This window comes from Pedobacter sp. UYEF25 (assembly GCF_054061655.1).
On the sequence record NZ_JBSSEL010000035.1, the window covers coordinates 1 to 15,354 of the forward strand.

Genomic DNA, 15,354 nt, shown 5'->3' on the forward strand with positions numbered 1-15,354 from the left:
AAGGTAAAATTGTCATGCCATCATAAACTGATGAGCCAGATCCCCAGGGGGGTCAGTATCATGCATTACCGGGGTCAGCATGTCCGGAATATCCAAACGCACTGTTTGGACTTGTCCACTCTGCAACAGGTCTACCATCTTTAGGTAAAGCTTTAATTTTACCAAACGGGGTTGCTTTCCATTCACAAGATTCTACGATTATTGGGACGATAATCATCTTCTCTTCTTCTTGCATTTTTTGTGCAGTTTTAAATTCCTTTTCATAGCAATATTGAGATGCAATATAATCAGGGCTCACGAGCGAAATAAATAACTGAGATGACGCCAAGGCAGAGGAAATGCTATTATCTAGATTAGCACCTACTGTTATTTCTTTATCTGTCCATTCTGTAATTAACCCATCTCGCCGAATTTGTGCCAAATGAACTTTCAATTTCTCTAAGTAGCCAATGTCTTTGTGACTATATGATATAAATGCTTTCATATTATTTAATTTAAGTATATTTTACCTTTTGCTACGCCGCCATACCAAAATCATCCTCCACATCGTATTAGCTAATACTTAACCTCGCCTGCACATTCATCAACCTAGGCAAAGCAAACTATCTTTTTACCAAGCGACGAAAGGATTTATCCTTCGCAGGAGAAATTGGAAAGGCATCGAACGACGAGATTTAAATAAGATTTTCCTTTTCGATCTGCCCAACAGCGTATCAAAATTGATACTTCAATTGTTAAGATAACCCTGCCAAAATAGTCTTAAAATTCTCAAGCGCCGCTGACAAATTCTCTATAATTTCTTCTGCTAATTCATCTGGTGCAGGTAAATTATCTAAATCGGCTAAAGATTTATCTTTAATCCAACTAATATCTAAAGACGTTTTATCTCGAGCCATAATCTCTTCATTACTAAACTTTCTCCATTTGCCATCAGGATTGGTTTCGGGATGATATGTTTCTTTTCTCTTAGCTCGATTCTCCGTTTGATAAAGCGAGACAAAATCTTGCAAATCTGCTAACTTTAAAGGATTTTTCTTTAAAGTATGGTGTACGTTGGTTCGGTAATCATATACCCAAACGTCTTTCGTCCATGGGGATTTACTGGCGGGCTTAGCATCCCAAAACAAAACATTAGCCTTTACTCCATTTGCATAAAAGATTCCGGTAGGTAATCTTAAAATCGTGTGCAAGTCTGCCGTTTCTAATAATTTCTTCCTTACGGTTTCTCCAACACCACCTTCAAACAAAACGTTATCTGGTAACACAACCGCAGCTTTACCTGTACTTTTGAGCATCGATTTAATATGCTGTACAAAGTTGAGTTGCTTGTTTGATGTGGTTACCCAAAAATCTTGACGGTTATAGGTTAAATCTTCTTTCTCTTGCTCTCCTTCTTCATTGGTAAAAGTCATGCTGCTCTTTTTACCGAAAGGCGGATTGGCCAATACATAATCGTATTTAACACCACTATCTGCAATTAATGCATCGTTGGGAGAAATAGCCGAATCGGTATCAATATCACCAATGTTATGCAAAAACAAATTCATTAAAGCCAATCTCCTTGTTCCGGCTACAATCTCATTGCCGTAAAACGTATTGTATTTTAAAAATCGCTTTTGTTCCTTATCTAAATCTCGGTTTTCTGCCAACCAATCGTAAGCTGCTAAAAAGAAACCGCCTGTGCCACAAGCAGGATCTGCAATAGTTTTACCTGCTTCGGGTTGCAAGCATTCTACCATAGCCTTAATTAAAGCTCTTGGTGTAAAATATTGACCAGCGCCACTTTTTGTATCTTCAGCGTTCTTCTCTAGTAAACCTTCGTAAATATCACCCTTATCCTTAACCCCCATCAGCAACCATTGCTCTGCATTTATTAAAGCAATAAGTTTATAGAGTTTCGCAGGGTCTTGAATTTTGTTCTGGCTTTTGGTAAAGATCTGACCCAATATGCCTTTGTCTTTCCCTAACTCTCTTAGCAAAATGTTATAATGCGTTTCCAGTTCTGCTCCAGATTTATTTGTTAGTGTGTCCCATGCATATTCAGCCGGAATAGGCATTGTTCTGCTGTATGGTGGTTTAGTATATTCATCAGCCATTTTTAAGAAAAGTAAATAGGTTAATTGCTCTAAATAATCCCCATAACCTACGCCATCATCCCTTAAGGTTTGGCAGAATGCCCATACTTTGTTTACTATATTTGATGCGTTGTTTGCCATATAAGTTATATAAATTTGAATCTTTCGCTATTAGTATTTAATTCATTTAAAACAATCATTACATCCTTTGGGGTTTCCTTTTTTGAATTGACCAAATAGCAGAAAATGTTCGCGTACTCATTATAGATATTGGTGGCGAATATCCCAGTATCATCCGTTCCAACTACAATTTCAGGAAGTTGATTTCCCTCACTCTTCCATTTAAGCCAATTGTGTAGATGATAATCTTTATAATATTTATAATAGCCGATTCTAACGTTGCTTGTCGGCAATGTTTCAATTTTAATATTACTTGACGATAAATATTTTAGCATTTTAAGTTGTAATTTAATTAAATTATGTTCGTTGCATACAGCATAAGGTTCAACCGAAATGATCTCATCATACTTCAATCTTAAGTCTAAGTTATTATACGAGGCTAAAAAAAATTTAGCTTCAGGAGTTATGTGTTGGCGTTGAATATCATTCCATTCATCGACATCAAATACTGAAGAATACTTTGCTTCTTGAATGGAATTAGATAATAGCAAAATTGGACAATACTTTCTTAATTGCCACGCAGTAATTAAGTCATCCATATCGAATGAACTAACATCATATACTTCATTCACTAAAATTTTTATCCTAGATTCTAATTCCAAAATCACTTTTTTAGGTAAAAACGTTGCATAAAAATGTAAGAAAACTAGGTTATCTAACCACTCACCCTTTCTAATATAAAAGGATTCTTCTACAACCGAAGCCCAAATCTTTACACTTATCCCTAAAGCAGTCGCATGTCCTACCCTATCATTTTTACCTAAGCCTAGGAAATTAACAGCTTCATAGACTGCTCTTATCCCACTAATCAAGTGAAAAAAATCCTCACCAACATGATATGTAAAATGCTTAACTGAACCCCATCTCCGCAATGCCCTAAATGCCGGGCCGAAGGCTTCTGGAGGTGTGTCGAACTCGCTCGAGGCAGCGTCAACTCCTGTTATTAATTCTCTATATTTTGTGTACTTATTAAGTAATAAAGAAAGGTTCTTTGCTCTCTTCCACGTATCGAGCCTTAAAGCCTTATATCTTATAAAGGAGTTTGGTTTACTGTCGTTTCGCTTAATAAAATGTGCTACTAGCTTCAGCTCAGGTAGTTTTTGAGATGTATCTAATCCGTTAATAAATGTGTTCCAACCCTTAATTATATTATCAATCAAAACTGTATTTTCAAGCTGGCTTTGCTTTGGAGAAAATCTCCCTTCAAGAAATTTGACAAAACCCAAATTGTTGCCGTTTTGCTGAAAGAAACGACTATGAAACTTTTTTTCACTAATTTCTCTTAAATTATTTAGTGTAATTTTTTGAAATTGTGTGAAGCCATTTTGGTGTACCTGCTGTACTAATAACCTATTAGCGAGTCCCTTAATCAATAGGTAGAAATGAAATAAAGTGGCAATTACTCCCATTCCGTCACTTTTCAATTTTGCTAAAACTACAATGTACATTAGCCCCTCAAAACTCACTGTGTTAGGCAAATCATCTGCATTCCTTATAAGATGTTTAAAAGGATGATCACGCTGAATTAGTTTAGAACCGAGCCTTTCATAAGCAATAATTGACTTCAAAAGATCTTCTACTGGAGGAAAAACATTTAAATCTGTATTGGGAAAAACATAATCAAATAAAGTTGATCTTAACTTTCTTGCAATCTTTAGCAAGCGATAGAATTTGAGAGGGCTAAGCAAGGAAGACTCTTGGTCGATTTGCTCTCTCACCAATGTTGTACCAAAACTAAGTTGCAACTCTTTGTATATTTTTTCCGGAAAGGATAGGAAATCTTCCCAAACTAAATCAATTTCAGTTGATCCATTCAAATGTACATGTAAATCATTCAATCCCGCGTTTTCGAAAAGTAACTCGGTCAAAAGATCATGTTTAGACGACGGGATAGAAGTATACTTTGTATTCGGCAGAATATATGAGTGGAAATAGTCATTTAACGCCTCACAATTTGTGAATTCGAAAGGCTGATTGGATTCGACAAAGGCCATAACTAAAATCAAAGGAGGCACATAAGTAATTAACTGTTGACAGTCATTTTCCTTATTCTCTTTAACATATATTTTATCATCATCCAGAATTAAATGATGCTCGGCTATATTTTCTAATCCAATTGATAATAATTGAACTAGGCTGTGAATTTCTTTAAACTCTCGTTCCTGTGCCAACTTGTAAAATTGATCAGGCAAGTTGGTATTTTCATTTCTATTTAAAAGAAATAATCTCCTCTCAATGTCGTTAAAAGAAACAATTTCGCCATTAAGATAACTAGATAGAGATTCAATATCCGATAATAAATGTTTTATAACATTTAACTCTACCATTGTTGTTGAGTAGATATGACATATTTTCTAAAATCCCGAAGGTTTGTAGAGGCTACTTTATTGTTGAAAATATCTCTTAAGTTTTCTCTGATATAATTATTTTTTTCAATTATTTGAGCTCGATTTCCAGCTAGTGAAAACAAATCATATGAAATATTTTTGTTTTTTAAAACCTCAATAATTTCATCAAAACTCTTTTTATTATTTGCAAATTTTTCTCTTTTGTTATCCTTATTTCCTTTTGTAGCGACTCTCTTTAACAGCATATAAACCGAAGAGGTATTTTTCATTTGGAATTTTTGTAAATCATCATCTGTTGACCAATTTACAAACTCTGAAATTACATGAAATAACTTGTCCGTCAAATTTATGTAGGGAATCAAAATCGGACAGGAGATGATCCATCTTGAAAATGCAAGGCTATGAGAAATCCTGTTAAGGTGTTGTAAATTTTGAACAAAAATATCGTCGCTTAAATTTGTATTATTTATGTTAAACCCTTGTATATTTTTAATGTTTTCTTTTACGTCTTCAATCAACACAGCATTTAAAAATGCAATAATTCTTGAATGCATCATCTCTCCCAGATTATCATAATCTTCAATATTTTCGATGCTATTAAACGTTTAAAAAAATCTCGTTGAAATCTTGCCTAACATATGAGGAGAAACAACGAATCCCATCTCCTTATAATTCCTAACCCAATTATTAATGCTTTCTATTAAGTTTGTTTCTTCAACATTTACTCTTTCGAAACTCTGCAATAAAAAATTATTATGGAAAGTTCTTTCACTTATCCCTCGTCTAAATTCAGGTATATTATAAGTTCTTATTTCGGATAGCTCCGCCAAGCCTTTTTGCAAGTCATTTTGTTGAGCCTTTCTTATTAGTTCACCGATACTTCCTAAAAGTGTATAAAAAGAATAGCATGGAAGAGTTTGATTTTTAGTGGTATAAGCACAAATACTCAACGGTAAAAATCCAATTACTCTATTTGCGTAAGAAGCATTTTTAAAAACTATATCAATTCTATCTTGAATAACATCCGATCCCCTTTTAGAAGTGTCTCCTAAACCTAATAGAGGGATAATACCTCCCCAATTATTAGACGATTCCTGAGTTGATCCAATGACATAAGAAGTCATATTACCTGCAATGTCTCTTAAAACCTTATTTTGCTTGATACCTGAGTAATTGCATAGACCTTCAATTGTTGAAGAAAAATTATAGCTACTTATTTCAGAGTCACCTTCATAAGGAAGAACACTTAGTAAATTTTTAACATAGCCTATTTTAATAAAATAATCAAAAATTAAGTATGGATTGTTTTTGATCTCAGTGCTTAATAATATACTGAGCGCAAAAACAGAGCTATTTAAGCTAACAACATCTGTAATTGGCTGAAGCTGATAAAGTTGATTCAAAGATTTTTCTCTAATTAATAACATCAATATCTCGACATTTATTAGTTGAGGCGTGTTATTAAGTGAGTTTGCATTTAATCCTCTTTCGATTAAATCGCTTGCAAAGCAATCAGTGACATTTAATTTCTCTGAACCATAGTTTATGTCAAATTGTGTTAAAAATTGTATCTGAGTTCTAATTGGTAAATTCAATAAAAAGGATGTATATGTTTCAGATTGGTATTTATTATTTATACCAAATGTGGCTAAGATGCTTTGATAATAATCTAACAGATCTGTTGTTCCACTACCGATCTTTAAGACTATACTGTTTTTTTCGTGATAGTTAAACTCATTTAATTGCATTTTCTCGTAGAGAGTCGTCAAATGAATTCTTCTTTCGGGCTTAATCACTTTTAATAAGTATTGAGATTCCATTTCGGTTATAGCCTCATTAAAATAATTGTGTTTTTTAAGTTTATCACCCTCATTTACCAATAAACTTTCCCCTAAATTATTCCAATATTGTTTTCGAATGGCGAGGCTAAATAGTTTCAGATCCCCACTTAATATTGTGATAATGCTTGTTGTATGTAAATATTTACGAATTGATTCCAAAACTGGCCATCCCTTCTTAAAATCGATATCTATGTCATCGAAACTTAGAATAAAAACATCTTTATTTAAAATATTTAGTGCATTATCCACAAACAAATTGAAATTTTCTGATAAATTCCTAGCTGATTTTACAGATAGCATGCCTTTTTCCATGATAAATTCAGCGTCTTGCCAATCAGCCTCATTTAACCCTACTCCAACACCGTCCATTGATGGTAGACCATGGGAAAGCTTCAACAGGCTGTTATTCCAATCTCTTTCAGAGATATTTCCTCCAGACTTATTAGGATTTTTATCAATCTCCATAAATTCGTCTAATACTAACTCATTAATTATTGAAATAATATTTAAAAAAATATGACCTTTCTCCTCAATTAATGTTGGGTCAACCATTTCTAAAATTGCAACTCTGGGATTTGTAATCCGATAATGCTCTCGTAAAGAAAGCAAGAACGTAGTTTTACCGCTTCCTCTCGTGCCTAAGACGGTTATTGCACTGTGTATGTGCTGTAGTGAATTGTTATTACTTTTTGTTAATTGAAATATATCGTTATCTATTAAACGAATTGCATTAGAAAATTCTGTTTGATGAATAATGCTTTCTTTATTAAATTCTTTTGCATCTATACTCTGTGACAGATCAATAGTTACGTTTGCCATATTTTCATTAAATTATAAATGAGACATCAACTTCCCCTCAAAAGCTTTCTTTAATATACTTTGTCTTAAACTTTCTGCCTGCAATAAACTTTGCTGTATACTTTCTTCCATTTTATCGGCAACGGAGAGTCGTCTTTCTATTTCCTCAACGATTTGAGTTTGTTCTCCTAGCGATAAATCAGGGATTAACAATTCATTTAAATTGTTAAGGGTAATACCCAATACAGTAGTTCCACTTGCAGCTTTGATACATTGCCTCTCAAGAGAATTGAAAAAGTATTTTACAAACCCTGATGTTGTTTCAAATCTAGGCTTTGCAATTTTCAGGTCTTGATTGATTGAAGTGATAATTTTCGAAATAATTGCTTTCCCTGGAGATATTCTTGTAATTAAAATAACATCGCCAATTTGTGCAAGATTGGACGCACTATTTCTTAAACCTATTTCAGTTATATAATCTTGCGTTTTTATCAAATAATCACCTTTAACATCCTTAACAGAAGCCCAATTAATATTACCATTCCAATATGAAAACTCACTCTTACTTGGCGTTCCTCCACCAACGAAATTAAACATGTCTCCCAATCGTTTATACTTCCACCCTTCTGGCAAATCTTCTTCTCCTGCATTTTGATTTCCCTTCTTTTTTCCAGTTTGATAAACGCCTTCAGGCTCTGCTACCATTGCTAAGTCCTGTTCATTAGACAAATCATTAGCATCTCGTTCAACACACTTTGTCAACTTCCCCTCAAAAGCCCATTTTAAGACCGCTTGTCGATGAACTTTTAATTGTTGTTGAGCTGTTTTTAAATTTTCTACGCCTTTATCCAACTCAGAAAATAACTCTTCTATTTTGGAAACGATGGCTTGTTGGGTGGGAAAATCAAGAAGAGGAATCTTAATCTCATTTAGATTATTTAGTGTAATTCCCAAAACGGTAGTTCCACTTGATTTTTTTACTATTTCTCTCTCAAAAGCTTGAAAATAGTAACTAAGAAACTTTGACGATGTTTTAAACTTAGGTCTAACTACCTTTAAATCTTGATTAATTGCAGTCCTTATATTTGTAATTATAGTTTTGCCGGGAGATATTCGAGTAATAAGAATTACATCATAAGGTTCAGCAACATTCGCTGAGCTATTCTTTAATCCTATTTCGGAAATAAAGTCTTTGGTCGATTTTAAATACTCTCCTTTTACATCCTTTACAGATGCCCAAGGAAGATTTCCGTTCCAGTAACTTTTCTGATTTTTCCTCGGTGTTCCACCCCCCACAAATGCACAAACATCGCCTAATCTTACCCACTTCCATTCCTCTGGCAATTCCTTGTCCATCATTAGTTAGCAAACTTATATAATCCGTTAATTACAGATTTTTCTGCACTACTCAAGTCTGCTTTTTTAATCGTTTCATACATTTTCATGAAAGACGTTTTGTCCATGCTTTCAAACAAATTATCATCTTTTAAAAGTTCTGGTTTTTTTATTTCTATCAAAAGCTCTATAGCTTTTAGCGCAGCCAACCTGCGTTTTGTATTTGCTAAAGTTTTTGATAAATGGTCTTCTATATATTTTTCTTTTACTCGTTTCCAATTTTTCATTATTCTTAATCTACGCTGCTAACACTTCATTTAATTCTTCAATAATACTATTTGTTCTATCGCCAAACAATTGCCACATTTTGCCCAAACCTCCATTTTTGTTAAAAGGGTCGAGTTCAAAATCTTCTTTATCAACATGAAAAGAGCTGGAAACATAATCTTTTATCATCCGCAGCCATTGCATTTGTTCTTCCGTGAATTTTAAAGTTCCGGCTTGTTGCTTAAACACCCAATCTTTAAAATGGACATCTACAGTTTTATCATAAATAGTGAGGTTTTCATCTAAACCAATTACCCTTCTAATTAAAGAAACCAAAGCCACCAATTCGTTTTTTGGTGAGCCATTTACTTTCTCTAACTGTTCATAACTCTTCCAAACGGAAAGCGGTGCTAATGTTGGCGCATCGGTTTTCAGTTCTTCGTACAAATCTTTAATCATTTTATAAGTCAGCTCTCTGCGTTGGTAGCTTTGCCCATAGAATAATTGTAAAGCTGTAATCTCATCCTTATGCACGGCAATCCATTGGCTAAAGCTATTGACAACTGTTCGAGCATTTTCAGTTTGGTCTTTAACCCAACCTACATTTACAATTTCATCTATGTTGATGCCATCGATAATCTGGTCGTACTTTTTACGTACATCCATAATGTAAGTACGCAATTCCGGGTTGTGAAACACATCTACAGCATCGGCGATTAACTTTTCTGTTTGCTTGTTAATCTCTTTTTCTATCGCCAATGGCGATTGACCTTTCATCTGCTCGTTTACTTGGTGTATGATCTCCAAATGTGTATCAGGATCGTGGGCGTTTAGTAATTGTTTTACTACATGGTTAATGGTAAAACCTTGTGCATGCTCGGCAAAAGCTATTTTCTCTTTCTCGTTTATTTGCCTATCCATCCGAATTAATCGGTTTGCTAAGGTAGATAGTACTTCTTCTTGCGTATTGCCTACCGAAACCATGTGCAATAAATCTTTTAGCGAAATACCGGGCGCTTTCTCTAACTGGCGACTATCGGTTTTTTGAGAGCTTTCTACGCCAATGGCATCAATAATTACAAAATGATCTTTGGTAATCTTGGCGGTTGGTGTGCCTGTTAGTTTCAATTGTTCGAGCGAGCAGGTACGTGTACCACGACCTTTCATTTGCTCGTAATAACTTTTGCTTTTTACATCGCGCATAAACACCAACACCTCTAAAGGGCGAATGTCTGTACCGGTCGCAATCATATCTACGGTAACGGCAATGCGTGGATAATAATCGTTACGAAACTGGCTTAGTACCGTTTTTGGGTCTTCCTCGCTTTTATAGGTTATCTTTTTGCAGAACTTGTTCTCTTCGTTAAATTCTTCCCTTACAATATTTATAATGTCTTCTGCGTGAGAATCTGTCTTGGCAAAAATTAAAGTTTTAGGCACTTCAAAAGCTCCATCTTTATCGAACCTATCCGGAAACATTTGAGGTAGATTTTCTTTTATCGCTTTAACAATTGTGCGGATTTGACTTGGATTTACGATGTCTTTATCCAACTGTTTACCTGCATAGTCAATATCTTCATCCACACTTTCCCAAAACTTTTTACGGGTTAATCGCTCGCGTTTATCTACCTTTTCGCCCAAGCCTATTTTAGCACCATCTTTGGTGATTTTAGTTTCGATACCGAAAACATTGTAAGGGACTAAAACACCATCTATAACGGCTTTTTCATATCCATAATCAGACACTAAGTTCTGATTGAAATAACCAAAAGTACGGTTATCAGGCGTGGCAGTTAAACCAATTTGGAAAGCATCAAAATAATCTAACACCTGTTTCCAAAGATTGTAAATGCTGCGGTGGCATTCGTCAATTACAATGAAATCAAAAAAATCTAGAGGTACTTTTTCATTGTATACAACAGGCAATGGCTCTTTGGCCTTAAAGATGCTCTCGTTGGGATTTTCTTCTTCTGCGCTATCATCTAACTCCGTGCCTTTTAAGATGGCGTACATGCGCTGTATAGTACTGATGTAAACCTGATTATCGGTAGGGATGAAACTACTTTTTAAACGGGTTGCACTGTAGAGTTCGGTAAACTTACGGTTGTCGTCATTTGGCAAATACGCCATAAATTCCTGCTCCGCTTGTTCGCCTAAGTTTTTGGTATCTACTAAAAACAATATCCGCTTTGCTTTGGCGTATTTAAGCAGACGATAAATAAAGGTAATGGCTGTAAACGTTTTACCAGCACCGGTTGCCATTTGAATTAATGCTTTCGGTCGGGCATCTTTAAAAGATTTTTCTAAATTATTGATGGCTAAAATTTGGCAATCACGTAAACCTGCTTCCGGCAGTGCAGGAATATCATGCAACCGAGTTCTTAATGATCCATCTGCTTTTAGGAGTTCTTGAAAAGTTTCTGGTCGGTGGAAGCTAAATACTTCTCTTGAGCGTGGTTTTGGGTCTTGATAGTCTGTAAACCTAGTGAGTGCTCCTGTACTCTCGTAAACAAATCGTAAAGGCTCGCTATCTATATGTTTGAGTTTGGCGTTGGCGTAGTCGGTAGATTGTTCTTCAACTTTTATCAGCTGATAGCCTTCTTCTTCTTTTTTAGCTTCGATTAAACCAACGGGCTTTTTATCTACAAAAAGCACATAATCTGCAGGACCAACATCGGTTAAATATTCCCTAACGGCAACGCCTAAACCAGCAGATAAGTTGATGGCTTTCTTAGATTGAATTACCCAACCGCACTCAATTAACTTAGCATCGATATGATCGCGGGCGATTTGTTCTGGGTTTTGGTTCAAGAGGTTAAATTAGATGGTTAAATGTATCAAAATAATTTTGTAAAGTCAACCTAATGCAATTATGCGCTATTCAATGAGGTGGTCGTTTTGGCATTTCTAAAAACTATTTACAAAGATCTGTTAATTCCAAGCCTTAGAAAACCTAAGCATAAGCCTCCAATTTCAATAATAAACACTGTTAATAGGTTAAAACCTTTGTCATTTGCCGCATAGATTCCAATGTCTATTGCAAATATTTTACATAGATAGAGAAAAACAGAATAGATCTTTGTCGCATATAACTGCAGAGACCATAATTGCCAGAGGTGCGACACTTAGGTGCACAGTAACTGAGGCAAAGTATCGCAAAAAGAGATATTTTTAGCAACGATGCATATTCAAATGTCATGTCTATTTAATTTAGCTCTAAAATTAGTAAGATAAGTAAGTATAAAATTACGGGAATCCGTAAAATCAGATGTTTGAAATACAAAACTCAAATTTTGCCTACATTATAATCGTTCGTCAGCAAAAACCAATTAATTACTTACGAATGCCGTATTCTAGTGGCTGTAATAATTATTGCATTGGCACCACATTTTTAGCCGTTGTTCTACTTAAAGTAAAAAAAACTGATTTCTTAGAATCCAATTTGTTTCATTTTATTTTGGAAGCTGTCAACGTAGTTAAGCTTGTATTCTTGGGTTAGGAAACTGCGCCCTATCATTTCTTCCACTCGATCCTTTTGTTTGTTAAAGTCTGTATATATATTATCCCTCACTTTAGTCGCAATACCTAAACTAAGAGAAAAGTGATCAAAATTTGATCGCTTAATTTTACGTTTTATTCCTCCAAGAGTAAGCGCTAAATCTTCTTAATCCTCTGGGAAGATAAGATTTACATTCAGTAAAATCGTTGGTTGCATACCTGTTATCGCTAATCTTTTATGCACAGTAAATTTAGCCAATTGATTAAGTTTTTCTTTAGTCAGCTCTAACTCCGGAACATAACTAGTTCCGAAAAATCTCTTCGAACAGCTTGAATGATATTCTCCTAATTCAACCGCTTGATAACAAAATAAACAATAAGGTATTTTGTTACGCCTTCATCGTATATACAGACACTGCTCGTATTGAATCTCTACATAGATAATATCGGACTCGAACCGATCACCTGGATTCAATTTCCAATACTTTTCACCAATATCAAGCAGCCAACCTTCAGGATTAAGCCATCAAAAAAGGCCAATAGACCTTTACTATGGAATGCATCTTTTGCCAAGGGAATTGTTAAACTAATGGGTTTCGCTCGATCATTTTGTAGATAAATGGTATCGTACTGAAATGAGTACCCATGATCTGTCTCTGATGAATATCCTGCTAACTTATCTTGATAAAATATCTTTGCCTGCATATCCATTATTCATTGGACTTATCTACTACCCCTACTTCTTTTCCGAACAGCGCCAAAACATCATTCACCTTATCTAAACGAAGCGTCTCCTTACCTTGTTCTAAGTCACGGACAAAACGCAAACCAACGCCTGCATTTAATGCTAGTTCTTCCTGGGTCAAGCCCAACTGTTTGCGTTTTCCCTTTACAAAAGCTATTAATGGATTCATAACTATACCTTTACGGATATAAATATAGTGAAAATATTTAAACTATACCTTATCGGGTATAAAATGAAAACTACCTGAGATTATACCTCTTAAGGCATACAAATTAAAATCAAGAATATTTCTAAATGAATTATTTGAAAGAACTTTCTAAAACCTAAAAATCCTTAGGCATTAACCTATTATAAGTTTAAGAATGGTAACGACTACTGATAATCAAACAAAAGCCTACCTATTGCTCATGTAGAAAGCAAGATGATAGTAAGATCAATACTATGTCTGGGATGAGACAAATAAATTATTTTTGCTCATTATGGTAAGCCTCTAGAAGTTCTACAAAATCTAATTTAATTAACTCCCAATGTTTACCTCGCAAGCAAATTGGGTCAATTTCGTTATCGGCTTTTGTAAAGTTTTCTAATTGCTTCACTATCAGTTCTCCATTATGACCAAAAGGATACCTTTCTTCATGTAGGCCTATCATTTTAGAAATAGGGTACTGATCTAAAATTTCGTGAATATCCCAAAAATCCTTTTTTCTTCCTGCATCTTGAAAAATTTCCATTTTCATTGCTATAATTTCGTCAACTGTAGCCAGTCTTAACCCTTCTAAAACCAAAGGTTTTTGAATGTAAGCGTCTGTATAGTTAATATCAATTTTAACATTGTCTACTTTACTTTTTCCTACCGAATAGGATCTTCCATTTGCAACAAGCATTCCGAATGAGCCATCAACGTAACGAAAATTATCTTTTAAAAATCTGTCTATTTGATTAAAATCGATTGACCTGTAAGGAGCGTCTGTAAACAAGTCAATATCAACAGACATTCTATGTCCCAATTGTAAACTTAGGGAAGTGCCTCCAACAAGTCTAAATTGTTCAAAGATTGGAGATTTCATTAACAACAATAATGCATCTCTCAAGTTGTTGGTTACAGTATTCCAATAAAGCATAATCCTTCTAGCTTATTTATGTTTAAGATACTTACTCTTTGGTTGTTTTGAGACAACATCCTTTACGATGTGTTCCCCGTAGAAACTTGTTATTTCTTCTTTTTCTTCTTCGTTTCCCCGTTCGAAAATCCTTTCGATAACAAATTCTTTATGTAAGTCCCAAACAATATTATCCATTTTGATATCCCAAAACAATACAGGACGAATTAGCTGTAAATCTGGAGTTGTTACGATTCTTTGGATTTCTTTTTCCTTTTTGATGTCGTAAAAAGCTTGAAGTGTCATTAAAAAACCTTCTTCCAATCCCAAAGCTTTTTCAATTCTTAAAGATAAATTTGTATTCATAGCTCTATTGCCCTTTGTTATTGCACCAATTGTTTGTGGATATTCATGCAAAGAAATTGCAAACTGCCTTTTTGATAGTTTTCTTTTTTTTAGCTCATGCTCAATAAAGAAACCTGGATGAAGTCCTTTTAATATAGATAGCTTTTGAAACATAAACAAATGTAAACAAAAATGTTTACATCTTAAATCTGATATATCGTGCGAATTCTTGCCAAAAAAGCTACCACAGAAAGTCTATGATTTGAGTTAAACTGATTCTACTGACTTGAAGCAAATAGGTGATTTTATTTCTCAGTGTAGGAAGCACATAATTCTTACTATCACTACGTTCTAAAAGGATCTGGTTAAAACCTCAAATTACTCAATGAAGTTTGCCAGCTAAGGAAAAATAGAAAATTAACCCAAGCTTTATTTAATTTCAAATATTTCATAAAACGTAATTAATTAAATAGCTTAATTTCCATACAGCTATATAACTAGATACTATATATAGATAGATATTAAGCTATGTCGATACCTAAGTCACCGTTTCCTCTTTCTTCTTTTGCCAGCATCTTCATCATCAGCTAGACTAAGATTAACATTTGAATTTGAAGCTTTCCATCGAAACGACGAGATTGGCTATTTAGAGGTTAACATTTTAAACAATACTCGACTCTAAATTCGCCATGTAGTAGTTAACTGGCTTAGGATTTGTTCGATAAAATGGATATTCCGGACATGCTGACCCCGGTAATGCATGATACTGACCCCCCTGGGGATCTGGCTCATCAGTTTATGATGGCATGACAATTTTACCTT

The 15,354-nt window shown here is 34.5% G+C and carries 12 protein-coding genes; all 12 read right to left on the reverse strand.

The annotated features are described in order from the left end of the window. Nucleotides 1-58: 58 nt before the first annotated feature. A complete protein-coding gene (locus tag ACVWYG_RS18750) occupies nucleotides 59-484 on the reverse strand; it encodes a toll/interleukin-1 receptor domain-containing protein (RefSeq protein WP_457272516.1) in 426 nt (141 codons plus the stop codon). A gap of 250 nt (nucleotides 485-734) precedes the next feature. Continuing rightward, entirely contained in the window at nucleotides 735-2,216 is a 1,482-nt protein-coding gene (locus ACVWYG_RS18755; RefSeq protein WP_457272517.1) for an N-6 DNA methylase, read from the reverse strand. Nucleotides 2,217-2,221: 5 nt separating this feature from the next. Next, nucleotides 2,222-4,582 (reverse strand): hypothetical protein, encoded by a 2,361-nt coding sequence (locus tag ACVWYG_RS18760; protein ID WP_457272519.1) that lies wholly within the window; start codon nucleotides 4,580-4,582, stop codon nucleotides 2,222-2,224. Then, on the reverse strand, nucleotides 4,576-5,160 hold the full coding sequence (locus ACVWYG_RS18765; RefSeq protein WP_457272521.1) for a hypothetical protein: 585 nt from the start codon (nucleotides 5,158-5,160) through the stop codon (nucleotides 4,576-4,578). The genes ACVWYG_RS18760 and ACVWYG_RS18765 overlap by 7 nt, the downstream gene beginning before the upstream one ends. A 48-nt stretch (nucleotides 5,161-5,208) precedes the next feature. Next, on the reverse strand, nucleotides 5,209-7,263 hold the full coding sequence (locus ACVWYG_RS18770; protein WP_457272523.1) for a hypothetical protein: 2,055 nt from the start codon (nucleotides 7,261-7,263) through the stop codon (nucleotides 5,209-5,211). 12 nt (nucleotides 7,264-7,275) lie between these two features. Next, complete coding sequence (locus ACVWYG_RS18775; RefSeq protein ID WP_457272524.1) at nucleotides 7,276-8,601, reverse strand: restriction endonuclease subunit S; 1,326 nt, start codon at nucleotides 8,599-8,601, stop codon at nucleotides 7,276-7,278. Then, on the reverse strand, nucleotides 8,601-8,864 hold the full coding sequence (locus ACVWYG_RS18780) for a hypothetical protein (protein WP_457272526.1): 264 nt from the start codon (nucleotides 8,862-8,864) through the stop codon (nucleotides 8,601-8,603). Before ACVWYG_RS18780 ends, ACVWYG_RS18775 begins: the two co-directional genes overlap by 1 nt. A 10-nt stretch (nucleotides 8,865-8,874) precedes the next feature. After that, entirely contained in the window at nucleotides 8,875-11,655 is a 2,781-nt protein-coding gene (locus ACVWYG_RS18785) for a type I restriction endonuclease subunit R (RefSeq protein WP_457272528.1), read from the reverse strand. Nucleotides 11,656-12,813: 1,158 nt separating this feature from the next. Beyond that, entirely contained in the window at nucleotides 12,814-13,047 is a 234-nt protein-coding gene (locus tag ACVWYG_RS18790; RefSeq protein WP_457272530.1) for a HipA N-terminal domain-containing protein, read from the reverse strand. Between the two features lie 5 nt (nucleotides 13,048-13,052). Beyond that, nucleotides 13,053-13,256: a helix-turn-helix transcriptional regulator gene (locus ACVWYG_RS18795; protein WP_457272532.1), complete on the reverse strand. Its 204-nt coding sequence runs from the start codon at nucleotides 13,254-13,256 to the stop codon at nucleotides 13,053-13,055. Nucleotides 13,257-13,551: 295 nt separating this feature from the next. Beyond that, nucleotides 13,552-14,154, reverse strand: a complete 603-nt coding sequence (locus ACVWYG_RS18800; RefSeq protein WP_457272534.1) for a nucleotidyl transferase AbiEii/AbiGii toxin family protein — start codon at nucleotides 14,152-14,154, stop codon at nucleotides 13,552-13,554. Nucleotides 14,155-14,220: 66 nt separating this feature from the next. Further along, the gene (locus tag ACVWYG_RS18805) at nucleotides 14,221-14,706 is read right to left on the reverse strand and encodes a helix-turn-helix transcriptional regulator (RefSeq protein ID WP_457272536.1); all 486 of its coding nucleotides are present in this window, start codon (nucleotides 14,704-14,706) and stop codon (nucleotides 14,221-14,223) included. Between the last annotated feature and the right edge of the window lie 648 nt (nucleotides 14,707-15,354).

Bases quoted from the DNA above. Each gene is read 5' to 3' on its own strand.
- ACVWYG_RS18750 (WP_457272516.1), bottom strand. From the start codon at position 484: ATGAAAGCATTTATATCATATAGTCACAAAGACATTGGCTACTTAGAG.
- ACVWYG_RS18755 (WP_457272517.1), bottom strand. From the start codon at position 2,216: ATGGCAAACAACGCATCAAATATAGTAAACAAAGTATGGGCATTCTGC.
- ACVWYG_RS18760 (WP_457272519.1), bottom strand. From the start codon at position 4,582: ATGGTAGAGTTAAATGTTATAAAACATTTATTATCGGATATTGAATCT.
- ACVWYG_RS18765 (WP_457272521.1), bottom strand. From the start codon at position 5,160: ATGATGCATTCAAGAATTATTGCATTTTTAAATGCTGTGTTGATTGAA.
- ACVWYG_RS18770 (WP_457272523.1), bottom strand. From the start codon at position 7,263: ATGGCAAACGTAACTATTGATCTGTCACAGAGTATAGATGCAAAAGAA.
- ACVWYG_RS18775 (WP_457272524.1), bottom strand. From the start codon at position 8,601: ATGATGGACAAGGAATTGCCAGAGGAATGGAAGTGGGTAAGATTAGGC.
- ACVWYG_RS18780 (WP_457272526.1), bottom strand. From the start codon at position 8,864: ATGAAAAATTGGAAACGAGTAAAAGAAAAATATATAGAAGACCATTTA.
- ACVWYG_RS18790 (WP_457272530.1), bottom strand. From the start codon at position 13,047: ATGCAGGCAAAGATATTTTATCAAGATAAGTTAGCAGGATATTCATCA.
- ACVWYG_RS18795 (WP_457272532.1), bottom strand. From the start codon at position 13,256: ATGAATCCATTAATAGCTTTTGTAAAGGGAAAACGCAAACAGTTGGGC.
- ACVWYG_RS18800 (WP_457272534.1), bottom strand. From the start codon at position 14,154: ATGAAATCTCCAATCTTTGAACAATTTAGACTTGTTGGAGGCACTTCC.
- ACVWYG_RS18805 (WP_457272536.1), bottom strand. From the start codon at position 14,706: ATGTTTCAAAAGCTATCTATATTAAAAGGACTTCATCCAGGTTTCTTT.